General features: G+C 70.3%; 22 protein-coding genes. 11 read left to right on the forward strand and 11 right to left on the reverse strand.

Going from position 1 to position 24753, the window contains the following annotated elements:
- Positions 1 to 135: 135 nt before the first annotated feature.
- Positions 136 to 2565 carry an ATP-binding protein gene (locus tag ACZ6PY_RS18675; RefSeq protein WP_466073770.1) on the forward strand — a complete coding sequence of 810 codons (2430 nt, stop codon included), beginning with the start codon at positions 136 to 138 and terminating at the stop codon, positions 2563 to 2565.
- Positions 2566 to 2669: 104 nt separating this feature from the next.
- On the opposite strand, the gene ACZ6PY_RS18680 is transcribed toward ACZ6PY_RS18675, so the two are convergent.
- From ACZ6PY_RS18680 to ACZ6PY_RS18710, 7 genes are all read right to left on the reverse strand, one after another.
- On the reverse strand, positions 2670 to 3416 hold the full coding sequence (locus tag ACZ6PY_RS18680) for a nucleotidyltransferase domain-containing protein (RefSeq protein WP_466073772.1): 747 nt from the start codon (positions 3414 to 3416) through the stop codon (positions 2670 to 2672).
- The gene (locus ACZ6PY_RS18685) at positions 3416 to 4087 is read right to left on the reverse strand and encodes a nucleotidyltransferase domain-containing protein (RefSeq protein WP_466073774.1); all 672 of its coding nucleotides are present in this window, start codon (positions 4085 to 4087) and stop codon (positions 3416 to 3418) included. Before ACZ6PY_RS18685 ends, ACZ6PY_RS18680 begins: the two co-directional genes overlap by 1 nt.
- 179 nt (positions 4088 to 4266) lie before the next feature.
- Entirely contained in the window at positions 4267 to 4821 is a 555-nt protein-coding gene (locus ACZ6PY_RS18690; protein WP_466074676.1) for a hypothetical protein, read from the reverse strand.
- A gap of 148 nt (positions 4822 to 4969) precedes the next feature.
- The gene (locus ACZ6PY_RS18695; protein WP_466073776.1) at positions 4970 to 5644 is read right to left on the reverse strand and encodes a cytidylate kinase family protein; all 675 of its coding nucleotides are present in this window, start codon (positions 5642 to 5644) and stop codon (positions 4970 to 4972) included.
- A gap of 219 nt (positions 5645 to 5863) precedes the next feature.
- A complete protein-coding gene (locus ACZ6PY_RS18700) occupies positions 5864 to 6328 on the reverse strand; it encodes a hypothetical protein (protein ID WP_466073777.1) in 465 nt (154 codons plus the stop codon).
- 105 nt (positions 6329 to 6433) lie between these two features.
- A complete protein-coding gene (locus ACZ6PY_RS18705; protein WP_466073779.1) occupies positions 6434 to 6790 on the reverse strand; it encodes a VOC family protein in 357 nt (118 codons plus the stop codon).
- Positions 6791 to 6883: 93 nt separating this feature from the next.
- Positions 6884 to 8089: a lectin gene (locus ACZ6PY_RS18710; protein WP_466073781.1), complete on the reverse strand. Its 1206-nt coding sequence runs from the start codon at positions 8087 to 8089 to the stop codon at positions 6884 to 6886.
- 368 nt (positions 8090 to 8457) lie between these two features.
- Between ACZ6PY_RS18710 and ACZ6PY_RS18715 the strand changes: the two genes are divergently transcribed.
- Together ACZ6PY_RS18715 and ACZ6PY_RS18720 are read left to right on the forward strand one after the other, a co-directional pair.
- Positions 8458 to 9372 (forward strand): DMT family transporter, encoded by a 915-nt coding sequence (locus tag ACZ6PY_RS18715; RefSeq protein ID WP_466073783.1) that lies wholly within the window; start codon positions 8458 to 8460, stop codon positions 9370 to 9372.
- A gap of 17 nt (positions 9373 to 9389) precedes the next feature.
- On the forward strand, positions 9390 to 9836 hold the full coding sequence (locus tag ACZ6PY_RS18720; protein ID WP_466073785.1) for a DUF6086 family protein: 447 nt from the start codon (positions 9390 to 9392) through the stop codon (positions 9834 to 9836).
- Here the strand turns inward: ACZ6PY_RS18720 and ACZ6PY_RS18725 are convergent.
- A complete protein-coding gene (locus ACZ6PY_RS18725) occupies positions 9833 to 10498 on the reverse strand; it encodes an AAA family ATPase (RefSeq protein WP_466073787.1) in 666 nt (221 codons plus the stop codon). The genes ACZ6PY_RS18720 and ACZ6PY_RS18725 overlap by 4 nt on opposite strands.
- Positions 10499 to 10695: 197 nt before the next feature.
- Here ACZ6PY_RS18725 and ACZ6PY_RS18730 point away from each other — a divergent pair, with 197 nt between their 5' ends.
- From ACZ6PY_RS18730 to ACZ6PY_RS18755, 6 genes are all read left to right on the forward strand, one after another.
- Positions 10696 to 11163: an NUDIX hydrolase gene (locus tag ACZ6PY_RS18730; protein ID WP_466073789.1), complete on the forward strand. Its 468-nt coding sequence runs from the start codon at positions 10696 to 10698 to the stop codon at positions 11161 to 11163.
- A gap of 97 nt (positions 11164 to 11260) precedes the next feature.
- Positions 11261 to 12451 (forward strand): radical SAM protein, encoded by a 1191-nt coding sequence (locus ACZ6PY_RS18735; RefSeq protein ID WP_466073791.1) that lies wholly within the window; start codon positions 11261 to 11263, stop codon positions 12449 to 12451.
- Positions 12448 to 13470 (forward strand): zinc-dependent alcohol dehydrogenase, encoded by a 1023-nt coding sequence (locus tag ACZ6PY_RS18740; protein ID WP_466073793.1) that lies wholly within the window; start codon positions 12448 to 12450, stop codon positions 13468 to 13470. Before ACZ6PY_RS18735 ends, ACZ6PY_RS18740 begins: the two co-directional genes overlap by 4 nt.
- A 66-nt stretch (positions 13471 to 13536) precedes the next feature.
- Entirely contained in the window at positions 13537 to 16047 is a 2511-nt protein-coding gene (locus ACZ6PY_RS18745; RefSeq protein ID WP_466073795.1) for an NB-ARC domain-containing protein, read from the forward strand.
- 62 nt (positions 16048 to 16109) lie between these two features.
- Positions 16110 to 16346 (forward strand): hypothetical protein, encoded by a 237-nt coding sequence (locus ACZ6PY_RS18750; protein ID WP_466073797.1) that lies wholly within the window; start codon positions 16110 to 16112, stop codon positions 16344 to 16346.
- Between the two features lie 456 nt (positions 16347 to 16802).
- Positions 16803 to 18908: a HelD family protein gene (locus tag ACZ6PY_RS18755; protein ID WP_466073798.1), complete on the forward strand. Its 2106-nt coding sequence runs from the start codon at positions 16803 to 16805 to the stop codon at positions 18906 to 18908.
- Positions 18909 to 18986: 78 nt separating this feature from the next.
- On the opposite strand, the gene ACZ6PY_RS18760 is transcribed toward ACZ6PY_RS18755, so the two are convergent.
- Together ACZ6PY_RS18760 and ACZ6PY_RS18765 are read right to left on the reverse strand one after the other, a co-directional pair.
- Entirely contained in the window at positions 18987 to 19466 is a 480-nt protein-coding gene (locus ACZ6PY_RS18760) for a heme-degrading domain-containing protein (protein ID WP_466073800.1), read from the reverse strand.
- Between the two features lie 154 nt (positions 19467 to 19620).
- The gene (locus ACZ6PY_RS18765; RefSeq protein WP_466073802.1) at positions 19621 to 20712 is read right to left on the reverse strand and encodes a DUF5937 family protein; all 1092 of its coding nucleotides are present in this window, start codon (positions 20710 to 20712) and stop codon (positions 19621 to 19623) included.
- Positions 20713 to 20830: 118 nt separating this feature from the next.
- Between ACZ6PY_RS18765 and ACZ6PY_RS18770 the strand changes: the two genes are divergently transcribed.
- Together ACZ6PY_RS18770 and ACZ6PY_RS18775 are read left to right on the forward strand one after the other, a co-directional pair.
- Positions 20831 to 22258: an MFS transporter gene (locus ACZ6PY_RS18770; RefSeq protein ID WP_466073804.1), complete on the forward strand. Its 1428-nt coding sequence runs from the start codon at positions 20831 to 20833 to the stop codon at positions 22256 to 22258.
- A 17-nt stretch (positions 22259 to 22275) separates the two neighbouring features.
- On the forward strand, positions 22276 to 23667 hold the full coding sequence (locus ACZ6PY_RS18775; protein ID WP_466073805.1) for a glycoside hydrolase family 6 protein: 1392 nt from the start codon (positions 22276 to 22278) through the stop codon (positions 23665 to 23667).
- 137 nt (positions 23668 to 23804) lie between these two features.
- On the opposite strand, the gene ACZ6PY_RS18780 is transcribed toward ACZ6PY_RS18775, so the two are convergent.
- Positions 23805 to 24707: a shikimate dehydrogenase family protein gene (locus ACZ6PY_RS18780; protein ID WP_466073807.1), complete on the reverse strand. Its 903-nt coding sequence runs from the start codon at positions 24705 to 24707 to the stop codon at positions 23805 to 23807.
- Between the last annotated feature and the right edge of the window lie 46 nt (positions 24708 to 24753).

Genomic DNA, 24753 nt, shown 5'->3' on the forward strand with positions numbered 1-24753 from the left:
TGTCCGGGGTCGCGCCGCCGTCGGACAACTCTCACACCTGTCGATGTCTGGGGAACAGGCGGCGAACCGGCGTTTTGGCGGTGGTTCGCCGGTGCCTCGCTCCCGTATCGTCCTGGCAGGCGGATGGGGAGGTTCATGTTCGGGTCGATGCTTCGGGCGCATCGGGCCCGGGCTCTCCTCACTCAGGAGGAACTCGCCGCTCGCGCCGGTGTGAGCGTGCGGCATCTGCGCGAGATCGAGTCCGGCCGGGTGCTGTCGCCCCGCGGCAGCACGGTGCGTGCACTGGCCGACGCGCTGGGGCTGAGCGAGCCGGACCGGGAACGCTGGCTGCGCGCCGCCCGCGAGACGGTCGGCGAACTGTCGGACCCTGTCGACCCGGGGCTGCGCCGGGCGGACGGTGACGGGCAGGGCGCGCCGGGACCAGCAAATACCGAGCATGTCGAGGTCCGGCACGGCGCCATCGGTACGCCCGAGCCGCAGCGACATGAGCACCTCCGGGCGGCGCCGGCGCCGTGGCGGCCCGTCCCGGCACTCCTACCACCGGACGCGTACGGGTTCACCGGCCGCACCGAACCGCTCGCTCGTCTGGACGCGGTGCTCGCCACGGTGGCGGTCGAGCAACCGACCGCGGTACCCATCTGCCTGGTCAGCGGTGCTCCCGGCGTCGGCAAGACAACCCTCGCGGTGCACTGGGCACACCGCAACCGGCATCGCTTCCCGGACGGTCAGCTCTACATCGACCTGCTCGGGTTCACGCCGGGACAGCCGGCGGTCGAGCCGACCTATGCGATCCGCCGCCTCCTGGATGCGCTCGGCGTACCGCCCGGGCGGATACCGGCGGACAGCGGCGCGCAGCTGGACCTCTACCGGATGACGCTCGCCGAGCGGCGGCTTCTTGTCCTGTTGGACAACGCCCGCGACGTCGCCCAGGTACGTCCGTTACTGCCTGGCAGCCCCACGGCGATGGTGATCGTGACCAGCCGTGACCAGCTCACCGGTCTGGTCGCGGGCAACGGGGCGCATCCGGTGGGTCTGGGCACCTTCAGCGACGAGGAAAGCAACGAGTTCCTCCGCCGGCGGCTGAACGACGGGCGGGCCGAGGCGCAGCCACAAGCCATCGCGCACATCGCTGAGCGGTGCGCCCGGCTGCCGCTGGCCCTGGCGATTGTGGCCGCGCACGCCGTCCAACAACCCTCCTTCCCACTGTCCGCCTTCGCCAGTCAGCTCGCGGACGACCGCAGTCGGTTGGACCTCCTCGCCGCCGACGAGGCCGGCACCAGCCTTCGCGCTGTCTTCGCCGACTCGTACGTCGGCCTCGACGACGCGTCGGCACGCTTGTTCTGCCTGCTCGGAGCCTGGTCGGGACCGGAAATCACCGTTGCCGCCACGGCCAGCCTGGCCGGGCTGCCACCCGACACGGTGAGGTCCCTGCTGGCCCGGCTGGTCCGGGCACATCTCGTGGTCGAACGCGCGGAAGGTCGATACCTCCTGCACGACCTGCTGGCGGCCTACGCCGCGGAGCTGGCCCACGAGCGACTCGACGAGGCGGAGCGCGTCGAGGCGTTGCGTCGGGCCCTCGACCACTTCCTCCACACCGCGGCAGCGGCAGCGGCCATCCTGCGACCGCAGCGGCAGCCGCCGCCGCTGTCCGTCGCGGGGTCGGGCACGGTGGTCGAATCGATCACGACGATCGGAGCTGCGTTCGCCTGGTTCGCCAGCGAACTGCCCGCGCTCATGACGGCGGTCAGCATCGCCGGTGTCGTCGGATTGGATCGCCACGTCATGCTGCTGGCTCAAGCGGTGCAGACCTACCTCTACCGGCAAGGGCTCCACGACGAGCAGGCTCGTGTCCAGCAGGCGGCGCTGGCCGCCTCGCAACGCCTCGGCGACCGCCCGTCACAGGCCAGGGCACACCTGTCCGTGGCGCACGCCTTCACGTCCGCCGGACGCCACGACGATGCGTTACGACACTTCAATCGGGCTCTCGCGCTCTACGTCGAGGTCGATGACAGGGAGGGGCAGGCGCAGACGCATCGGCACATCGCCTGGCTGCACGAGACCCGCGATCACCCCCGAGAGTCGCTGCACCATGCCGAGCAGGCGCTCGTCCTCTCCGCCGCCGCGCGGGACGATCTCGGTGTCGCCGAGGCGCTGAACCTGGTCGGGTGGTACCACGCGACGCTCGACGACACCGTAGCCGCCCAGATCTACTGCCGGCGCGCGCTGGCGCTGCACCGCCGGTTGGACAACCCGGCGGGTCAGGCGAACGCCTGGGACAGCCTCGGCTACGCGCTCGTTCGCGCCAATCTCCACCGGCGCGGGATCTCGCACTACCAGCGCGCCCTCCGGTTGTTCCGCGCCGTCGGCGCCCGCCTCGACCAGGCGGAGGTCCTGGATCACCTGGGTGACGCCCACGCCGCCGTCGGCGAGACCGAGAACGCCCGCCGCTCGTGGCGGGAGTCGCTGGCGATCCTCGAGACCGTCGACGCGGCCAGGGCATCCGACGTACGGGCCAAACTCGGTCTTCTCGCCGGCTGCGGCGACGCCACGTCCGGCGACTCCTAGGCCGTCATCCCTGCAGCGCTCGGGCCTGTTCGACTTGGGCGATGCTCGATGGCGCAGGTGTTCTCGGCCTTCCGCCCGGAGTTGATGCGTGCCCCATCCGGAGCTCATCCCAGTCGGGTACGCACCACCAGGTCGTGCAGGGCGTCCACGGCTGCCGGCTCTACACACTCGGGCAGCGCCGAGATCTCCCGGGCCGTCTCCAGCTCGGCGCGCAGCCGCGGCACATCAGTGGCGAGTCGCTCCGCCGCGCCGGCGGGAAGCAGTCCATGCTCGGCCTCCCGTTTGGCGGCGATGAGGTCCGGCACGTACGCCAACTCCGTTCCGAGCACACCAAGGTCCGTCTCCACCCGGCCGGTCCGCATCAGGTGGATCCCGGTGAGCAGGACCCGCAGCGTGTACAGCGCAGGCTTGAGCTGCCCGGTTCTGGCGTACAACTTCTCCTGGGTGGCCGCGAATCCGAGGTAGTGGTGTGCGTGGTGACGGGTGACCAGTCGCGGGGCCAGAGCAACGAGCTCGGCGTGCACCGCGGTGGTCACCACCACCAGCGGCGACAGCAGCTGCTCCAGAACGTACCCGTTGCGGCTGTTCAACAGCTTGGCGAACTTCAACAGATCGTGGCTGACCACGTCCAGCTCGACGCCACCGCGCACGCCCATGTGCTGCAACGTCTGCGGCCCGGTGCGCAACCCCACCACCTCCTCGGGCGGGAGCAGGTGCGCGGCCCGCAGATCCAGGTCGGAGTCGATGGACGCGAACCCATACAGGTGCGCACCGCTGACGGTGGCGAACAGCAGCGGACGGGGCAGGGCGCGGGCTGCCTCGGCGGCCCACGACGGCACCTCGATGGTCACTACAGGTTCCTTTCCCGCACTGCCGTGAGCAGCCGATCCACCTCGTCCCGGTCGGGCTGTTCGGGCAGCGCGGTGCCGGCGGCCGCGTCGGCGAGCTCGACAAGCAGGTCCGCCGCCCAGGCGGCGACCTCAGCCCAGGGCAACTCGCCGCGCCGCACCGCGAGGAGCCGGTCACGCAGGTGATGAACGTCGACCAGCACCTCCCCGGTACGCAGCACGTGCGCCCCGGCGACCAGCAGCCGGATCATATGCATAGCCTGTTTGTGGTTCGTCTCGCCGGTGCGCTCGCGGCGGGCCGCCACCCGGTTGAGCTGATCCCGGGCGTAGCTGCCATAGGTCTCCGCCACCCGCCTCGACAGGAATGCCTGCCGCGTCGCCAGCAACCGTTCCCCGTCGACGGTGATCGTCTGGACCAGCGGGGACCAGAGCACCTCCAGAACCGTCGGGTTGCCCTGCAGGGCAAGCACACAGAAGCGTTCGAACTCCCAGGAGAACTGCTCCGCCGCCGGACCGTCGAGATGGGTGGGCGGCTTGTCGAGGCGCCAGTACGCCCGTGTCGGTGCCACATACACACCACGCCGGTCGTAGTCGGAGCCCGGGCCGTGCAGCCCGTACGCCCGCGACCCGACCACAACGGCGAGAGCCGTATGCCGCTCGACAAGCTCGATCACGCCCGGGACGCTACCCAAGCACCGCCCCGCAGGCGTCATCTTTTTCAGGCCGGCCGGGCCCCACAGCCTTCGTCCCGTTCGGTCCCATGAGCACGGAAGTCCGCGCCCGGACGCTACGCCAGGATCGCCGACGAACATCGGAATGGGCACCAATGACCGGCTCGTGCCTGGGAACTACGTCAGAGGCGGGGCGCTGGCACCCGGTTGTCGGCTGGCCGCCGCACCTGGTCGACGATGCCGCCGCGGACGCCCAGGCTGCCTCGCGCGGCCCGGTAGAAGCCGTCACGAGTCTCATCGGCCCGCCGAACCAGCTCCGTAAGATCGTCGGGCGCGTCCGGCAAGGAACGCGCCGCCTGCTCCAGAGCTCGTACGGCGTGACGCCACGCGGAGGCCGCCCCTACGGTGACCTCATCACCGAGCAGCAGAACCGCCTCCCAGGTCAGCGTGTGCCGCACATCCGCCTCCGCCAACCGGGCCAGACCCTCCTCGCGGCCAAGTGCCGGGGTACGGGCGCCGGGTCGGTGTGCGCTGAGCATTCCCAGCGCCAGCAGGTGGATCTCCTTCACGGCACGCGTGAAATCGGCGTAGGCGTCCAGCCGCCGCTCGTCCCATCGCACCAATTGGCCGCGCCGCCACCGGGCCCGTTCGGCCACTGTCGTGGCAATGATCGTGCCGACGGTGCCGACCACGACGCCGATCAGCGCCGGCACCTGCGTCATCACGGTCTCCAGCATGGTCAACGATGTCCCCCTGGTTGGATTCGGTGCCATGATTTGCTCTACTGGCAGTCGCCGTGCCGGCGACGCTGGGCCGCGCCACCGGACCGGTGTCCACTCTGGCCGACCGACGAATCCGGCGGCAGAGCCCCTGAATTCAGTGCGGTCAGTGTGTCCGGGTCTTCCAGGCCGGCTGCTGGGGCTCGTCGTTGTGCACGATGATGTCGGCGTGATCGGTCGGGCGGACCGTAGCGTAGTAGAGCTGCCGCGAGGGGATGTACCGCTCCCGCCAGCGCCGTTCGACGTCGGCCCGAGATGACACCCGGTGCTCGCGGATCACGGCACGGTCGACGGTCTTCTCGAGCGCTGTCGACACGAAGATGCGCAGGTCCCACCGATCAATCAGTTCCGGGCGCATGAGGAACACGCCGTCGAAGACCAGCACGGCATCGGCGGGGGCGGTCGTAACCGGCGGGCACAGCACGGTATCCGCGGTGCGGTCGTAGACCGCGTGTTGGAAGCGTCGATCGCCGTCCGGGCCGAGCGGATCGAGCAGGACCCGGTTCAGCGCGTCGTAGTCGTGGGCGTCGAAATAGCAGCCTTCGGCCGAGTACTCGCCGCGCGGGTAGCGCTGTGCCCGGGGGAAGAGGAAGTCGTCGATTGTCGCGCGGATGACCTCGCGACCCTGTGTGCGCAGGACGACGGCCAGCTCGTCGGCGAGCGTGGTTTTGCCTGCGGCAGGCGGTCCGTCGATGGCGACCCGCGTCGGGTGTGTGACCGTGACGGACCGGACTGCCTCGGCCAGGCGGCCGAACATCTCGTCGCGGGCGCCCTGGTCCACGTCCCCACCCCGTCCTACCCGCTCGGCAGACATCCGCGGGAAGCCCGATGACCGTTTGCGGGACGGCGTTCCCTCGGGAAGTCTGCGCCGAACCGCGCTCAGGTGATCCTCCGCCATGACCGAACAATTGTCAGCCATCTCGCGTTGACCGGCATACCCGGAGCCAATAGCAGCAGAACGCGGTCCGGACGACATCTCAGCTGCCGCCGCCCAGGCGTTTCAGTGGGGAAACGCGCGAGGGATGCGTGCGTTGAGGAGTTCGTCGCGGAACGCCTGGATGCGCGTGATGACCTGTCGCCTGCCGATGGTGTTCTCGATGCGGTCGAGGTAGAGGCATCGGGCGGCGAGTTTGTCGAGGTCGACGGTGAAGTCGATCGCCATCAGCGGGTTGACGAACAGGTCGCCTCCGCCGGTGCGTCGGGTGAACCGGACGTCTCCGAGCGCGCCGCTGGTGGCGGCGGCGATCTGTCCTTGGACGATGCTCGGCCGGTCCGGGGTGGCGGCCTGGGCTTCGGCGACAGCGTCGCGGTACAGCGCCGCTTCGCGGCTGGAACCGGGGATGGACAGGGCACCGAGGTAGCCGCCGTCGCGGTCGAGTGCGGCGAGGTTCTCCAGCACCTGGACGTGGTTGACGCCGTCGTATGCGTCGATGCCGAGCGGAACGTTCGTCGCGCCGCGTGTCACGCAGCGTGACTCAGCGCCGTGGGTCGCCGCCCGACACCGCCGGTGAGCACGACACCACGCCCCGGCCGCCCAGGGCCTCCTGCGATGGAGGGTCGCCCGTCCGGATCAGTTCACGCAGAGGCAGAAGGGGTGACCCGCCGGGTCGAGGAAGACCCGGAAGGACGTACCGGGCTGGTGCGGGTGTCTGGTGGCGCCGAGATCGAGCACCGCCGCCTCGGCGGCATCCAGGTCGTCGACGATCACATCGAGGTGCATCTGCTGGGGCAGTTCCTGGGTCGGCCACACCGGCGGCGTGTACCCGTCCACCTGCTGGAAGGAGATGCACTGACCGTACTCCGCGCGGACCTCGGCCCAGTCGGAGGAGACTTCGACCTTCCAGTCCAACATCGCGCCGTAGAACCGTGCGAGCGCGCCAGGATCGGAACAGTCGATGACGATGCTGGGGAAGCGAGCGATGGCCATGCCGGCCATGGTAGGACCGTCGCGACGATCTACGTCCTGATCGCGTCGGCGGCGTGAACAACGGCGCGAGGAGCGGATCGGGAGAGACGGGCGTCAGCCGATGCGGTACTGGTCGCCGTAGACGGCGAAGACCAGCGGCGTGTTCAGGTCGAGGTTGCCGTTGTTGAGGAAGACCCGCTGGGCGGTGTCGACGCGGGAGGTGTCCGAGTGGGCCTCCTCCTTCCTCATCTCGGCGACGCGCTCGTCGAGGAAGGCGTGCAACCAGGTCCGCTCGTCGCCGCCCTGCGCCGGCGGCTTCGCCCGGGTGAGTGCGCGGCTGCGGATCGCGCGCATGCCTTCGTAGCCGTGCATCACGGCCGCGTCGTAGTAGGCGAACTGGCCGAGCGCCCGTACCCCGTCGGTCTTGCCGTCGCGTACCGAAGGGTTGAAGTAGACGCGGTCCCGCTCGGCTTCCTGGGCGGCTCGGAACACCGGGTCGGCGGCGGCGGTCCGCCAGTCGCGGGGGAAGTTCGGGTCGAGGCCGGCGTGTGAGTCACTGCCGTTGACGGCCCGCAGGGCCGGCAGGTACGCCGCCAACACGTTGCCCGGCTTGGTTCTGGTGTAGGCCTCCACCAGTTCGAGCATGTCGCCGGTGCCGGAGCAGAAGCCGATGATGCCGGCCGTGTAGCCCCGCCCGTCGCCGATGTCCTCGATGTAGGAGAACTGCGCGCGCCAGTCGAGGGAGGAGTTCTCCGCCGCCGAGACGATCTGCATCGCGATGTCCTTCTTCACCGGGTCGTCGAGGGCGACGCCGGCCGGGGCGGACGGGCTGGGTGTGGTGCCGCCGCCGGGCAGGACCCACCGCTGGTTGGCGTTGCCGACGCAGCTCCAGATCTGCAGGCGGGTGCCGTTGGCCGTGCTCCCGCCGGTGACGTCGAGGCACTTGCCGGAGCCGGTGTTGACCAACGCGCCGTTGCTGGCGGCCCACTTCTGGGCACCGGTGCCGTTGCAGTCGTACAGCTGCACCTTCGCGCCGTCGGCGGTCGACGCGGCGGTGACGTCCAGGCACTTGCCGAGGGCCCGGACCGAGCCGTCGGCGTTGCCGACCGTCCATGCCTGGGCCGCGGTGCCGTTGCAGTCCCAGAGCTGGACCGGCGTGCCGTTGGCCGGGTTGGCGCCGGCCACGTCGACGCACTTCCCACCGAGGCCGGTGATCGGCCCGGCCGTCGCGGCGCTGGCCGACGACAGGCCGTAGCCCAGCGCCGCGGCGGACATCAGCAGGGCCGCTGAGAGGTGGGCGACTGTCCGCTTGGGAAGCATGAGCTCTCCTGGGATGGGAAGGGGCAGGGCCGTCCCGGTCGTGGGCGTGCGCGTCGGTCCGGCTCGGGTTGCCGCCGTCGGGGCGTCAGAAAACCTTGTTAACAGATAACAGTACGTCTATGTGATGTCAAACCGGCCGCCGGTGGTCCGGCGCTCACGACAAAAGGTTCGTGTCGTCCGGCCGACGCAACTAGGATCGGATCATGTTCCGGACCTTCGACATCATCACCCCGCCGCGCTCCTGAGCGGGGCGCCTCTGCTCGTCGTGCCCAGCCTGTGCCGGCTGGACGCGCGGTCCGTGCAGCGCTGAGTCCGGTACGCCCCGCTTCCCGCGACCCCCATTCCTCTCGTCGCAGGAGCGATTCTTCATGCTTGTCTCCGAACAGCCGGTGGCCGCCGCCCGACGCCCCGCCGCCGGCCTGTGGTCGCTTGTCCTCGCCGGCCTGCTGTGGGGCACCGGTGGCCCCACCGGCAGCCTCCTCGCCCACGAAACGGGGCTGTCACCGCTGGCTGTGGCCGCCTACCGGCTCGCGGCCGGCGGTGCGCTCGTCATCGCCTGGCTCTGCCTGACCCGGCAACCGCTGCCACGCGGCCGGCGCGCCTGGACCCGAATGGTCCTGAACGGGCTGCTCGCCGCGGTCTTCCAGGCCTGCTTCTTCGCCGCGGTGGCACTTACCACCGTCAGTCTCGCCACCCTGGTCACCATCGGCGCCTCACCTGCCCTGGTCCTGTCCGCCGAGTGGATCACCGGACGACGGCGGGTCAGCGCGCGGATGCTCGCCACGGTGGCGCTAGCGGTCAGCGGTCTGACCCTGCTCGTCGGCACGCCGTCCGGCGGCCTCGCCGCCACGAGCGTGCTCGCCGGAGCCGGACTCGCGCTGCTGTCGGCAGCCGGCTTCGCCACCATGACCTTCATCGGCACCCGGCCCGTCGCCGGTCTTTCTGACCTCACCGCCACCGGCGTGAGCTTCGCGATCGGCGCCGCCGTACTCGCGCCTGCGGCCACCGTGACATCCGGTATGGACTTCGTCCCGACGCCTGCGTCCGTGGGGTTGCTGCTCCTGCTGGGCACCGCACCCACCGCAGTGGCGTACGCCCTGTACTTCCGGGGCCTGCGGAGCACCCCGGCCAGTACGGCAGCGCTGATCGCGCTCCTGGAACCGCTCGTCGCCACGCTCCTGGCGACGCTGTTCCTCGGCGACCGTCTCGGCCCGACCGGGCTCATCGGCGCGGGGCTGATCACCACCGCCATCGTGCTGAACACCCGCAGCACGCACCACTGACCCGACCGCCGGGCACCGTGATCGTCCGTACCAGCGAGGCGGTCGCCGAACTGGTTGACGCGCCGACCGGGATCGGCCCCGTGCGGGCCGACGAATACGAGATCGACCTCGACGTGTTCGTCGGCTTCGTGGATGCACTGGTCGCGCAGTACCTGTCCGCAAGGCACGCGATCCTCAGGTCCATGCTGGAAGGCTTCATCGCCACGGCGCTCGTCATGGTTGACCGCGCCGGCCGAGACGTGCCTGCGCTCCGGGCCACAGCCACGCTGGACCCGAGGGACGTCTCCGTTGGCCCAGACGGGATCCGCCCGCTGGGCGATCCCGCGCGCCTCTACGAGCTTGCCCGCCAACACGCTGCAGCCCTGCCACGTAGACCGCCTGCCGACGGCCGAAAACAACAGGGGCTCCGGAGTAGAGGGCGCCACCTCGTTGCCCACGGGCAGCCGCGCCCCGATCGAGGCTAATACGCAGACTCCTCCGGAGACCTGGAGGCTTGTCGCGGAATCCGCTCGGGTGCTGCTCGCATCCCGTCCCCGGATGCCGGGCCGCCGCCGACCTGGGGCGCGACGCCGCTCCCGAGCCGGTCCAGGACCACGCGCATTCGCGTCGCGACGTCGGCGCGGGGCAACTCCACGCACTGGTAGCCGACTTCCCGGTACGCCTCGACGATCGCCGCGTGGATGCCCTCAACCTGCTCGAAGCTCTCCCACCGCGCCTCGTCGCGCCTGTAGATCGCGCGCCAGGGCGGTGCCACGAAGACCGTCGGGTGATATCGAAAGCGTGTGACGGCAGCGTGGAAGTGAGCTGGCACCGGCTCCGCCCGGGCTCTGATGAAGCCGACGATGCAGGGAATCGCATGGTCGAAGAAGGCGGTGCCCCCGGCCGCGCTGGCGTCCGCGTGAGCACGCATTCCCATCGCGAGCACCAGTTCCTCGAAGAGGGCGGGAGCGTTCCAGGGCAGCAGGCCACCACCGATCGCGCGCTGGTCGGCGACTATGGCACGACCCGCTTCGGGAACCACCCGGAATCCGACCAGGTGCAGCGCATCCACCAGAGCGGTCTTGCCGGTCCCCGGCCCGCCGGTGATGACGACGAGGCGGCTGTCCCGCGTTTCGTGGTCGCTCATCGTCCGCTCCCCCGTCGCTACCGGATCGTGCAGCGGTGCAGTCGTTTCCCGACAGATCGACAAGCCTATCCGCACCGGGGTGGGGTGCAGAATGTGCTGACGGCGGATCGGCCGTGTCGCCGCAGGGTGAAGCCGGTCGCCGCGTGGCAGCATCAGCCCATCTGGCGCCACAGGACGCAGTCGTATCGGAGACGTTCATGAGACCCGCCCGCCATTTCACGGCTGCCGCGATCGTGGTCGACGACGACCATCGAGTGCTGCTGGTCCATCACAACAAGATCGGAATGTGGATCTATCCGGGCGGTCACCTGGCCGAACAGGAGGATCCGGTGGAGACGGCGGTACGCGAGGTCCGTGAGGAGACGGGCATCAACGTCCGTGTCGTCGACCGGCAGCCGTTCGTCCATCCGGCGGCCCGGACGATTCCCTCCCCGTTCGCCATTCTCGAGATAGACATGAAGACCGCCGCGCTCGAGGTTCACCACCATGTGGAGATGATCTACGTCTGCCGGCCCGGCGAGGGCTCGCTGCGTCCTCAACTGAGCGAGGTCAGCGCCTGCCGCTGGTTCTCCGCGGCCGAGGTCGAGCAACTCGACACCCCACCTGAACTGCCCGCGCTGGTCGCCGCCGCGATCAACTGGCTGGAGACGCGGGACCAGGAATAGCGTCGCCGGCGCCACCGGAATCGCGACACTTCACACCCGGGTGAGGGCATGGGACCATGCGCTGGGGCTTCGATCCGCCGACAGCGAGGGGCCACGCATGACAGACCGCGAGTCCGGCGCCCACTCTCTCGACAACCTCACCATCTCCCTGACGCTGGCCTGTAATCAGGCATGCCGCCACTGTTGGGTCGACGCCGGAAAAGCACAGCCCGGCGAGCTCGACGACGATGAGATCCGGTCGGTCCTCACACAGGCGCGCCGTCTCGGGGCTCGGCACGTCAAGTTCACCGGCGGCGAACCCCTGTTGCGTCCGGGCTTCACCGCCCTGCTGCACGCCGCTTATGACCAGGGGTTCCGGATCTCGCTGGAGACGAACGGCACCATCCTGAGCGACGCGGCGCTCGGGGACCTCACCCGGATCGGTGATCGGCTGCACCTCTACGTCAGTCTCGACGGCGCATCACCGGCCACGCACGAATCCTTCCGTGGGCAGCGGGGGGCGTTCGGCCGTACGGTCGGCAACCTTCGCCGCCTGCGCGACAACGGCCTCTACTTCTCGATCCACACGGTCGTCCGGCGGCGTAACCTGCACGAGATCCGCGACGTCCTCGACCTGGCCGGTGACCTGGGCGCGTCGCAGCTGAAGCTGATCCTCGGCGTGCACGAACTGGGACGTGGCCGCGACCTCGGCGAGGACGTCATCGACGCCGACGAGTTGTTCGATCTTCTGGCCGACCTGCCACCGCAGCGCCTCTGGGACTACGCCTGGGACCCGGAACGATCCCGGACCCCGGTGCTGATGACCACCCTTCCGCCCGCCTTCCAACCGGGCGGTGCGGTGACCACCTGCGGTTGGAGCAGGTCGTTCCTCGCCGTGCTCGCCAACGGCGACGTGGCCATCTGCCAGGGCATGTACGAGTTCGACCAGGCCAAGGCCGGCAACGTTCGCCAACGCTCACTGGCCGACATCTGGCACGACAGCCCACTGTTCACCAGCACCCGGGCCTGGCAGGTCGACGATCTGGACGGAGTCTGCGGCAACTGCGCCGTCGCCGAGTCGTGTCGTGGCCTGTGCCGGGCCAGCGCCATCGCCCGCTACCGCGACCTGCGTGCCCCGTATCCGCTCTGTCAGGTGCTCTACGACGCCGGCCACTTTCCCGTGACCATGTTGCGGGACGCCGCGCGGGCCACCCCGTACGCCGAGGCGCCGGCGGCGATACCGGGCTCTCCGGGTCGGCGTCTGCTCCCGCTGACGGCGCGGTCCACCGCCGTCCCTGGTGATCGATGAAGCAGGCGGTCTTCGTGGCGCCGCGCCACGTCGAGGTTCGTGAGGTGCCCGAGCCCCGGCGCGGCGCTCAGGAGGTGCTGGTCTCGGTCGGCGCCTGCGGCATCTGCACCTGGGAGCAGCGGGTGTTCCGCGGCGTCCGCCCCGAGTACCCGCTCCTCGGCGGGCACGAGGTGGGCGGGGTCGTCCTCGACGCTCCTTCCTCGACCGGCCTGCGCTCGGGAGAGGTGGTGGCCGTCTCGCTGCTCCCCCGCTGTGGCACCTGCCCGTTCTGTCGATCCGGACGGAGCAACCTGTGCTCGTACGCCAAGGCCGAAGGCCCGCGGCGGCGGCCCCACGGGCCGAAGGGCCTGTCCGACCTGCTCGTGGTCCCGCACGTCGACGTCTTTCCCGTCGGAGCGACGGCGACGTGCCAGGACGCCGCGCTGGTCGAGCCGACCGCCTGCGTCGTCCACTCGCTCGATCGAAGCGGATGCCGACCGGGAGACCTGCTCGCCGTGTTCGGTCTCGGATTCACCGGGGCCCTGCACCTTGCCGCCGCCCGAGCCCGCGGCCTTCGTACGGTGGGCGTCGTGACAGCCCGCGACGTGGACGCGAGTGCACCGGTCGAGGCCGACGTGGTGGTCAGGATGGACGGGCGGGACCCGGTGCGGAGCATCCGGGCCGCGGTCGGGGCGGAGGTGGCGGCGGCCGTCGTCACCCGTGGCGGCAGCGCTTCGGTCGAGATGGCGCTGGAGGTCGTCCATCTCGGCGGTCGGGTGGTCCTGTTCGAGTCCGTGGTCCCATCGGTTCCCCTCGACCTGAACCTGCCGCGCCTGCGCACCGGAGAGATCGTGCTGACCGGCTCGGTGAGCCACAGCCGCGAGGACTTCGCGGCAGCCGCCTTGTTGGTGGCGTCCGGGGCCATACCGACCGGGGAACTGGTGGACCGAGCCTTCGCACTGCCGGACGTCCAGGAGGCGATGCTCCACGCCGTGGCCCATCCGGGCCGGCGGACGATGGTGGTGCCGAGGCCACGGTGACGGCACCGTCCTCTCTCGACCGTCCGTCCGGTGCGGATGTGGCGTCGGAGCCCTACCGTGCTAGGCATGCTGGCGGACCTGCTCGTGCGAGCCGTGGAGACGGCGGTCGGCGCCCACCTTCGCAAGCGGGACTTCGACCGGCGGCTGCGAACGGCCACCGAGCGCGCGGTGGACCGCTTCCGCGACCGGCATCTGCCGGTCGACCGGGAACTGACCTCATTCCTGCTGGATGATGCGCCGGTCCTGGACCTGCCCAGTGTCGGCGAGGCCCTGCGACAGCTCGTGTTGTACCCGGCCCGGTCGGAGGACCAGGCGAGCCACGACTTCGCGCAGGTGCTCCGCCGCTTCGTCCCGTCGGTGGACGGGGCGAGAGTCGACCGCGCGCTGCAGGAACTGGTCCGCTGCCTGCGCGACGAGCTGCAACACCTGCCGGAACTCCAACCGTCCTTCGCTCTGATGTACCAGCAACAGCAGCTTGAGGTGCTGAAGGCGACAGCCCGGCCGACCTCCCCGCCCCACAGCGACCGGTCGGTGCGGCACAACCTGCCGCACCGGACGTACCAGCGGCTCGTGGGGCGAGCCACGGAACTCGAGCTCGTGCTCAGGCGGATGCGTCCCGAGGACCGGACGTGGGTGGTCGTCATCGACGGCATCGGAGGAGTCGGCAAGACGTCGCTGGCCCTGGAGGCGGCGTACCAGCTCATCGACGGCGACCCGGGGCGACGGCAGTTCGACGCAGCGATCTGGGTCTCGGCGAAACAGACGCTGCTGACCGCGCACGGCATCAACTCGCGGCAGCCCGAGCTGGCCGTACTGCGGGACCTGTTCGCCGTGGTGGGATCGGTGCTGGGACGGGGGGAGCTGCTCCAGATGCCGTTCCGCGAACAGCGGGCCCTCATCCGGGAGCTGCTCTCCGGTGACAGCAGGGTGTTGCTCATCCTGGACAACCTGGAGACCGTCGACGACGACGACATCGCCGCCTTCCTGCGCGATCTGCCCCAACCCACCAAGGCGATCGTCACCTCCCGGCACCGCCTGGACGTCGCCTACTCCCTGCGCCTGTCCGGGTTGCCGCAGGACGAGGCGGCGCAGCTGATCGCGGTCCAGGCCGACCAGCGCGACCTCGTGCTGAGCCAGGCGGAGGCATCCGCCCTCACTCGCAAGACGGGCGGCATCCCGCTCGCAATCGTCTGGAGCCTGAGCCTGATGAACCTGGGGCACTCGGTCGAGTCCGTGCTCCGGCGTCTCGGCTCCGGCCACAGCGACATCGCCGCTTTCTGCTTCCGGGAGAGCGTCAGGGCGTTGCAGGATACGGAGGCGTTGTGGCTGCTCGCCGCGATCGCCATGTTCGAGGAGCCCGTGGAGCGCACCCTCCTGGGCCGGGCGGCGGGCCTCGGCGAGGACGTCGTCGCCCGGGACGACGGGATCCAGACGCTCATCCAGCTGTCGCTGATCGATCTTCGGGCCGGCATGTTCACTCTTCTGCCGCTGACGCGCACCTATGTCGACCGCTTCCTGGACGAACACCCCGACCTCCGCGACCGTGTTCGAGCCGCCTGGCTGACCGCCATGCTGGAGGTCGCCGCCCAGTACCGGCTGCCCGATCCGAGCTGGCGCGACCTCGGCCGGTTGCGCGCTCTCGGCCCTCACCTGCAGGTCGCGTACGTGTGGGCGCGGGACAACGGGCAGGTCCACCACGCGCTGGCCCTGGCCGGTGCCGTGCTGGCCGACCTCGACTGCGCGGGCCGGTGGGACGACCTGCTCACGACCTGCGCGGAAGTCGAGAGCTTCGCCTCCTATACGGCCGCCGACGATCTCGTCCTGCACACCGGTTGGTACCAGAACTGGATCCACGCGCAACGAGGCGATTTCGACCAGGCGTGGCTCGCGCTCGACCGGGTCTCGCACCTGCCGAAGACGCCCGAGGAGCGGTTGCGCCATCAGGTCTGCTGCGCGCAGACGTGCCGCCGGGAGGGGCGCCACGAGGAGGCCGGCGCCCATCTCGACCAGGCGCGTGCGTTGGTGCCCGACCTCACCATGCCAGCGGCGTCCGGCCTGGTGGCCCACCTGACGTTCGAAGCGGGAAAGCTGGCACGCGACCTGGGGGACTGGGACGCCGCCGAGCGCGCCTTCCGCGAGACCAGTCGGGTGTTCGATCCCGAGGCTGTCACCCGGGCGCTGGCCGACGGTGAGACGCCGACCTACGACGCCGAGTGGGCGGTACGCGTTCTCGGCAACCTCGGCATGGTCGAGCATCGCCGCAACAACCTCGCGTCTGCCTCCGCGTTGCTCCAGCGGGCGGTCGACTTCACCCGCGAGCACGGCAGCGCGTCCAACCTCGCCACCCTCCTGATCCGCCTCACTGACGTCCATCTGGACCAGGGTCGCCTCCGCGAGGCTGCCGGGACCCTGAGCGAGGCGACCCAGCTCGCCGGCCGGCTGCGGATGCGGGAGGAGATGAGGGCCGGCGAGCAGTTGACGCTGAAACAGCGGGTTCTCGCCCGGGCCGTCGGCAGCGACAGCACCGACTGCGACACGACGAGCAGCGGCCCGGGGGTCGACGAGACCCTTGGCTAGGGGGACGCGGACGTGGAGCGGGCTGGAGCTACCCAGGGTCAGGTAATCCGCACGTTGTGGCGGTGTCGGCTGGGAGCTACCACACCGTCGGAGTCACCGCGGCTGGCCGGGTGGTGGCCGTGGGCAGCAACGATTCCGGCCAGTGCGAGGTAGCCGACTGGCGCGAGATCGTCGCTGTGGCGGCCGGATCCACCCACACTCTCGGACTACGTGCGGACGGAACAGTTGTCGCGGCCGGGAACAACGAGCACGGCCAGTGCGACGTCGCCGGCTGGGACGCGATTCGGTCGCCTGATTAGATGCCGCACGGAGGCTGCTCTCCTGCCGGTGCCGGGGCCACCTCGTCTGCCGCTGACAATGCACGACCGGGGGCCGGCGATGCCGGTACATCGAATCCGCGACCGACCGGACGCGCGGTCAGCACCTCTTCGCCCCTAGCACTTTCGGTTCTGCTTCTACCGCACCCGAAGCCGCGATTCGTCGGCACTGCGCCTGCTCACCATCGCCGGGGCACACAGATCGCGAGAATCATGAATCGGGAGAGGCCACACATACAGCGGATACTCAAGGCGTTGAGACGTCTGTCTCGATCATCCGAATTGACAGTCGGCGAACTGGCCGACGCCTGGCACTGCCCCCTACTCTTGCCGGCAGATTCCTGTCGGCCTCGTCCCGGCAGGGCGACGCACCAATAGAGGGTTGTGTAGATGCGCCGGAACACACACCATCGCTCCACCTCCTCAGAAGCGAATACCGTGGAGGAGACTGCCCGCCGCGCGGCTGTCGCCGAGGAACAACGCTTCCTCGACGTGGCTACTGCACGGCGTGACCGCCTGACGGAGCAACTGCGGGCCGACCTGGCGACCGAGGCTCTGGACGAGGCAGAACGGGGTCGGCAACGCGTGCTCCGCCGGCAGTTCGAGGAGTTGTCGCGGGCTCAGGACGGCCTCGTCTTCGGCCGGCTGGACGGACTCGACGGCACGGTACGGCACGTGGGCCGTGTCGGCATCCGCGACGACAATCTGGACCCTCTGGTCGTGGACTGGCGCGCTCCCGCCGCCCGACCGTTCTACACCGCGACCGCCCTCGACCCGCAAGGGCAGAGCCGGCGTCGCCATGTGCGCACGACGGGCAACGTCGTGGTGGATGTGAACGACGAACCGCTGGACGGCACCACGGCTTCCGAACTGGTCGGCGAGGGTGCACTCCTGGCCGCTCTGGACGAGCGACGCACCGGCCGCATGTCCAGTGCGATCTCGACGTTGCAGCGCGAGCAGGACGACATCATCCGCGCCGAGGCGACCGGCCCGTTGATCGTTCAGGGCGGTCCCGGCACCGGCAAGACCGTCGTCGCGTTGCACCGGGTGGCGTACCTGCTGTTCACCCATCGCCACATGGCCGACCAGGCCGTCCTGGTGCTCGGCCCGTCAGCCCGCTTCTTGGAGTACATATCCCAGGTCCTGCCCGCACTCGGCGAGACCGCCGTCGTATCGGCGACATGCGACACCCTCGTTCCGGGAATTGCCGTGAGCCGCGCCGAGAGCCGGCGGCTCTCCGAGATCAAAGGTCGCGCCCTGTGGCAGCCCGTGCTCGAGCGCTACACGGAATCACTGCTGCCCCGCGCCCATGAGATGAAGCTGCGCTGGGAAGGCGAGTTCTACCTCATCAGCGCGGAAGCGATCGACCGGGCGCTCACCTCGGCGACACAGGGACGCTCGTACCACCGAGCCCGCGCGGCATTCGCCGAACAGCTGCACCACCTGCTGGCCGACGCGGTCGCCGACCAGCGCGCAGCGCTGCTCGAAAAGATGGAGGAAGGCTACGAGGACATCCTCGCCCGATTCGACAGAGGCGCGGACCGCGACTACCACCCCGAACCCACATCCACCGGCAGCGACGTCGACGGGCTGCTCTCCGACGAGGAACTCGAGGAACTGCGCGACCGAATCGCCGCCGACGCGAGCATCGCTCGGTTCATCGAGGCATGGTGGCCGACGCGGGACCCCGAAGTCGCGCTGCGGGAACTCCTGACCAGCTCCGCCCGGCTTGGCCGATTCGCTCCGGAGCTCTCCACGGAGGAAGTCGACCTCGTCGTGGCCGAGCCGGCACCGTGGGCCGCGAGCGACATCCCGCTGCTCGACGCGGTGGCAGAACTGCTCGGGGACGCCGACAACCCGCAACCCCAGGGCGAATTCCTCGCGGAGCGCGCCCGCGGACAGCGCGGTTGGGTGTACGGCCACATCGTCGTCGACGAAGCGCAAGAGCTGTCCGAGATGCAGTGGCACATGGTCCTGCGCCGCTGCCCCAGCCGATCCATCACCGCGGTCGGCGACATCGATCAGGTGGAGGCGTCACACCGGCACACCAGCTGGGCCCAGGCGGTGACGGCAACCCTCGGCGAACGATGGACCGCGGCACAGCTCACCATCTGCTACCGCACTCCCCGCGAGGTCATGGACCTCACCGCCGCCGTCCTCGAGAGGGCCGGCAGCCACAACTCTCCCCCACGCGCGGTCCGCTCCTCCGGCATCACCCCGTGGGCCCTCACCGTCACGCCCGCCGAGCTGCCCACCGCCGCGAGGCAGGCCGTGACAAACCTACGACAGCGGTGGGCGGGCGGAACGGTCGGCGTGATCGCCCCCGCCGGCCGCATCGCCGAGCTACGAGCCGCGCTGAGCGACGTGCCCGTGCTCACCGCGACCGAGGCGAAAGGCTTGGAGTGGGACGCCACCCTGCTCGTCGATCCGCGGGGCATCACCGCCGAGCCCCGAGGCTGGAACGGTCTCTACGTCGCCCTCACCCGCTGCACCCACGAACTCGGGCAGCTGGAGGTGCGCACGGCGTCGTCCGCACCGTCGTAGGGCCCTACCCCGGTCTCATCGATCACCTTGTCGGTGGCACCGACGCGAGTGGGACAGCCGAGCGTCGACAGAGGACCGTCACGCAACGGAGGCTTCCTCGGAGCCCTTGGTACCCAGGAAGAGTTCGAGGGCCTCGACGACGAGGCGGTGGTCGTCGAGTTGGGGCAGGCCGGAGACGGTGACGGTGCCGACCGGGCCGGTGCCCCTGAGGATGATCGGGAAGCAGCCGCCGTGTGCGGCGTACCGGGCCGCGTCGAGGTGGGATTTCTCCTCGAAGGTGGTGCCGCGGTCGCGGTAGGTCTGGCCCACGAGGTAGGAGCTGTGTCCGAACCGGCGGACGACGCGGATCTTGCGTTCGATCCAGTCGTCGTTGTCGGCTGAGGTGCCTGGCAGCGCGTAGTGGAAGAGTTGATGGTCGCCGAGACGGATGTCGACGGTGACGGCGTGGCCGCGCTCTCTGGCCAGCCCGACCAGGCGAGTTCCCAGCTCCCAGGCGTCGTCATGGTCAAAGCGGTCGAACTGGAGGCGTTCTTCCTGCTCCTGAAGCTCCGGCGTCACGGCGTACCGTTCCCTTCCTCGATTGTCAGGACGATCTAAGCAGAGGAAAAACCGGCGAGCGGAACGTTCGTCGTGCCGTACGTGCAGAACCCATGCCGGCATCCGCCGCTTCCGCGAGTCGCGCGCTACGCGGCGTGACTCGGCGCCAGGCTGCTCAACGCCCGAGGATGTCCACCAGTTGCTGCCCCAGGCCGGTGCAGGCCTCCATGTCCAGGCGGTACGTCACATAGCGGCCGCGGCGCGCTGGGATCAGCAGCCCGGCCGCCTTCAGCACCGCGAGGTGCCTGGACACCTCCGGCGCCGTCACCCGCCACAGGTCGGCCAGCTCGCCCGTCGTGTGCGGACCTCGGGCCAGCGTGCGGCAGAACCGTAGCCGCAGCGGGTGCGCAAGCGCGGTCAGCCGAGCATCCAGCTCGGCCACCCGCAACACCGGGCGCGGGTCCCAGCCCGGTGCCGGGTACTGCAGCACGGGCTGCCAGCCGGGCGCGTACACGACGGTCATGTGCGGTGCGCCGTACGCGCTCGGGATGAACGTCATCCCGCCGCCGCGACCGTCTGCGGTCTGGTCCTGCAGCTTGTCGATCGTCAGAATGCCGCGCTTGGTGTCGACCCCGATCGCGTGCGAGATCCGGCCGAGGGCGCCGATACCCTCGCGGGCCAGGTCGAAGCGTCGACGGTCGGCCTCCTCGGCGAGTGCTGGGCGGACGCGTTTCCAGACCGTGTCGAAGAAGGCGGACTCGCAGGCGAGCAGGAAGCGTCGTACCCGCTCGCGCTCGGCGGCCGGATCGGCGAGCACCCGCTCGGCCCACGCCGCCTGCCGCGGACCTCGCGCGCGGGCCGCGGCCAGCGCCCGCTGCCGCACGGTCCGGTCACGTAGCGGCGACCACATTCGCGGCGCCGGCGAGACGGCCCGATGGGCGGCGAGCGACGCAGCGACCCAGCGCTCGTCGTCCAGGCGGTCGACGTCGTCCAGTTCCTCGCGCAGGCTCGCGCGCGGGTCGGACGGGAAGAGAAAATCGGCCCGGCCGGAGTGCCAGAGCAGACCGAATTCCTCGAGCTCCGGGGCCAGCTCCGCGGGAAGGGCAGCCGCCATCATCGCAACCGCCGCGGCGGTGTCCGGATGATGCTGCGGCTCCGCGAGCACGTGCAGCACCGCGCCGAGCTCCGCGAGCGGCGACGGCCTTATCCGGATCCGGTCGGCTGGTACGCCGGCGAGGTCGACCGAGGTAACCACGGTACCGATCATGGCAGGGGTCCGCGCCGGGGCGGACCGATTGACGCCGTTTGTCAAACGACGAGCCAGGGATTGACGACGCTGGCCAACCTGGAGCCGTCGGCAGCCGTGTGGCCGGACGATCGGCGCCGTGACGACCACCCGTACGACGCTTCGTGAGCTGGTCCGCATCCCGGGCGGCGGCCGCTACGCGCTCAGCGCCACAGTCGAGGCAGCGACCTCCGGGATGCTGCGCCCGTTCATCGTCATCTACGCCGTGCTGATCGGGCTCAGCGCGCCGCAGGCCGGGATGACACTGACCGTCGGCATGCTGGCCGGCCTCGGCGCCGTCCCGCTCGCCGGACGGTGGATCGACCGCGGGGCGCGGCGTGCCCCCGCCGTCGCCGCCCTCCTGGTGCGCGCGGTGGGGTCGCTGCTGCTCGCTCTGGTGCCCGGCACCGCCGGATTCGCGACCGGTGCGGTGCTCATCGGCGTCGGCACGCAGATCGCTCCACCCACCAGTTCCGCGCTTGTCGCCGCGCTGGCCGGCCCGGCCCATCGTGCGGCGGCGCTGGCCGCGGGCCGCTCGCTGCGCAACGCCGGACTGGGCGCCGGCGCCCTGCTCGGCACGGTTCTGGTCGCGAGCGGGCCGGAGGTGCTCCGCTGGCTCGCGCTGGCGACGGCGCTCGGGTGCGCGTTCGGCGCGGCGGTGATCGCCCGGGTGCCGCTGCCCGCTCACGATGTTCCGGGTCCCGCCGCGGCTGAGGCAACGAGGGACGTGCGTGGTGCCGGCCTACGGACCGTGACCATCCTTGCCCTGGCCGGGATTCCGTACGCGTTCTACGCCGACATCCTGGAGATCGCTCTGCCGCTGCTGCTGGTGCAGGGCCTGCACGCGTCCCTGGCGTGGCCCTCGGGCATCTTCGTCGCCAACGCCGTCATGGTGATTGCGCTGCAACTGGTCGTGGTGGTGCGCCTCGCGACGTGGCCGCACCGCACCGTGCTGTTCTGGTCCGGCCTGCTGCTTGCCGCCTCCTACGTCGCATTCTGGCTCGGCGGTGCGACCGGTGGCGGCCCCGGCACGGTGCTCGTCGCGCTGGCCGTCGCGCCTTACACGGTTGGTGAAATTCTCTACACCGGCAGCAGCGTGCCGCTGGTGATCGAGTCCGCACCGCCGCACCTGATGGGGCGCGCGCTCGCCCGCTGGCAGCTCAGCTACGGCCTGGCCCGGGCCGTCGATCCCGTCATCATCACCGGTCTGCTCACCCTGGGTGCGGCGGCGCTGTGGCTACCGCTGGCCGCCGCGACCCTGCTGGGCGCAGCGACCGTGCGCCTGGGCAGTCGACGGCATCGTCGGCACCGTTCGCCTGGGCAGTCCATGAGTCGTGCCGCGGATGGCGGCAGCAGGGCCGCCGGTGGTCCCCCGACAAGGAGCGTTCACGGTGCGGCTGTTGTGTCCGGATCGGTGGAATCCGGAGGTGAGACCCCCTCGACGACGAGTGCTCACATCTTGGCAGCGGCGCGCACCTCCGCTACCGTTCGTGGGAACGCTCCCATGAACTTAGATACATCTATGTGATCAGGAGGAAACACGTCGTGGCTATCCTCTCCCCCCGGCGCCGCAGACCGGCGGCCATCAGTGTGGCGGCAATCGCGGGCACCGCCGCCGCCGGCGTCTGCCTCGCGGTGGGCGGCGCCTCCGCCGGCACGGTGTCCGGGTCGCTCTACCGCGACCCGAGTTCGGCGGTCGTCCGCTGGGTCGCCGCCAATCCCGGCGACTCGCGTGCCGCCGTCATCCGGGACAAGATCGCGAGTCAGCCGCAGGCCCGCTGGTTCGCCAACTTCAACCCGTCGACCGTGCAGTCCGAGGTTTCCGGGTTCATCAGCGCTGCCAACGCGGCGCAGCAGATCCCCGTGCTGTCGGTGTACGAGATCACCAACCGGGACTGCGGCGGGGCCAGCGCAGGCGGGGCGCCGGACCTCAACCAGTACCAGACGTGGGTGTCCAACTTCGCCAGAGGACTCGGCAACCAGACGGTCATGATCATCCTGGAAACCGACTCGCTCGCCCTGCAGACGTGCCTGAGCAGCGGGGAGATCAGCGCGCGCAACCAGGCGCTCACGACGGCCACCCAGACCATCAAGTCGGCCAACCCCAACGCCAAGGTGTACCTCGACGGCGGCCACTCCACCTGGAACAGCGCGAGCGAGCAGGCCAACCGGCTCCGGGCGGCCGGCGTGCAGTACGCCGACGGCTTCTTCACCAACGTGTCGAACTTCAACTCCACCTCCGGCGAGGCCAACTTCGGCCGGGCGGTCATCTCCGCGCTCGCCGGCATGGGCATCCCGGGCAGGCGCCAGGTCATCGACACCAGCCGCAACGGGGGTGCCAGCGGGGACTGGTGCGCCGACGACAACACCGACCGGCGCATCGGGATGTACCCGACGACCAACACCGGCGACGGCAACATCGACGCGTACCTCTGGGTGAAGCCGCCGGGGGAGGCGGACGGCTGCCGGTACACGGCCGGTTCCTTCCAGCCCGACCTGGCCTACAGCCTGGCCAACGGCGCGCCCAACCCACCCACCACCGCGCCGCCGACCACCGCGCCGCCGACCACCGCTCCCCCGACCACGGCCCCGCCGACGACCGCGCCGCCGACCACCGTTCCCCCCACCACCACGCCGCCGGCTGGTAACGGCTGCTCCGCGTCGGTGGCGGTCAACCAGTGGTCCGGCGGCTTCACCGCGAGCGTGACGGTCACCGCCGGCTCTGCGGACATCAACGGCTGGGCGGTGACCATCGCGCTGCCCGGCGGCGCCGCGGTCACCGGCGCGTGGAACGCCCAGGCCAGCGGCACCAGCGGAACCGTCCGGTTCACCAACGTGAGCTACAACGGACGCGTCGGCGCCCAGCAGTCGACCAACTTCGGCTTCCAGGGCACCGGCACCGGCCCGGGCGGGACGGCCTCCTGCGCGGCTGGCTGACCCCACCCGATCCCGCGGCCCGGCGCGGAGGACCACTCTCCGCGCCGGGCCCGTCCAGCGTTACGGATCGGACCGGCCGGCGCCGGAATGGCGGGTGACCAGGCTCTGGACGTCGGCGCGGCAGACCCGGTGGCCGATCAGCGGCAAGCTTCAGGCCGCGCACGGAGGGGTGCTGTGAGCATGGCGAACCGGCCTGCGGTGTCCATTTCGTCCGACAGTTCGAGGATGGGGCCGAGCGCGGCCGCCCAACCGTGGCAGAACAGTTGCCAACCGTCGTGGACGACCAACCCGTCATGGGCGCGGGCTTGCCGCAGCATGGCCAGGTCGCCCCGGTAGTTCAGGTCCCACACCACGGCAGCGGGTGGGAACTCGGCGACTGGCGACAGGGGGTTGCCGGGGCGGTCCTTGCCGAGTCCGGTGGCGTTGACGACGAGCGTTCCGGGTGGACCTGACGCGATGAGGTGATCCCATGGGCCTGCGCCGAGATGCACGTCGAGGCGCACTCGCCGGGACTCGGCCCACGGGCCGAGCACGGCCTGGAGATGACGGCCGGCCGCACTACTCGGGTCGGTGAACACCAGGCGGGCGGGCGGCACGGGACGGGCAAGCAGGTGACGGCCGAGGGCGATCGCGCTACCGCCGGCTCCCAGGCAGACGACGTGTTCTCCGTCGGCCCAGATGTCGTCGACGACTCGCCCGATCGAGATCGGGTCGCGGGCGAAGCCGGCCAGTCTGCCCGCCTCACGGCGTAACGCGTTGACCTCTCCGCACTCGGCCGCCAGCGGGTCGAGCCAGTCGACCAGGTCACCCGCTTCGCGCAGTACGGCCACCTTGTGCGTCGTGATGACCGCGCCGAGCACGTCATCGCTGCCGGCCAGCTCGGTCAGCAGGGCGCGGTACGCCTCACCGGGGGCAGCCAGGGGCACGTCGCGACCGACCAGACGTACGTCAAGACCAAGGTCGCCCATCCAGATCGGGAACGCCTCATGGATCAACGACTTGCCTGTCGACACCCCAACGAACCACACCGTGAACGCCACCGACCAAGGGTAATCGTCAACCCGCAGCACTGAAGGCACCGGAAGG

The sequence above is a fragment of the Micromonospora sp. NPDC048907 genome, assembly GCF_055586885.1.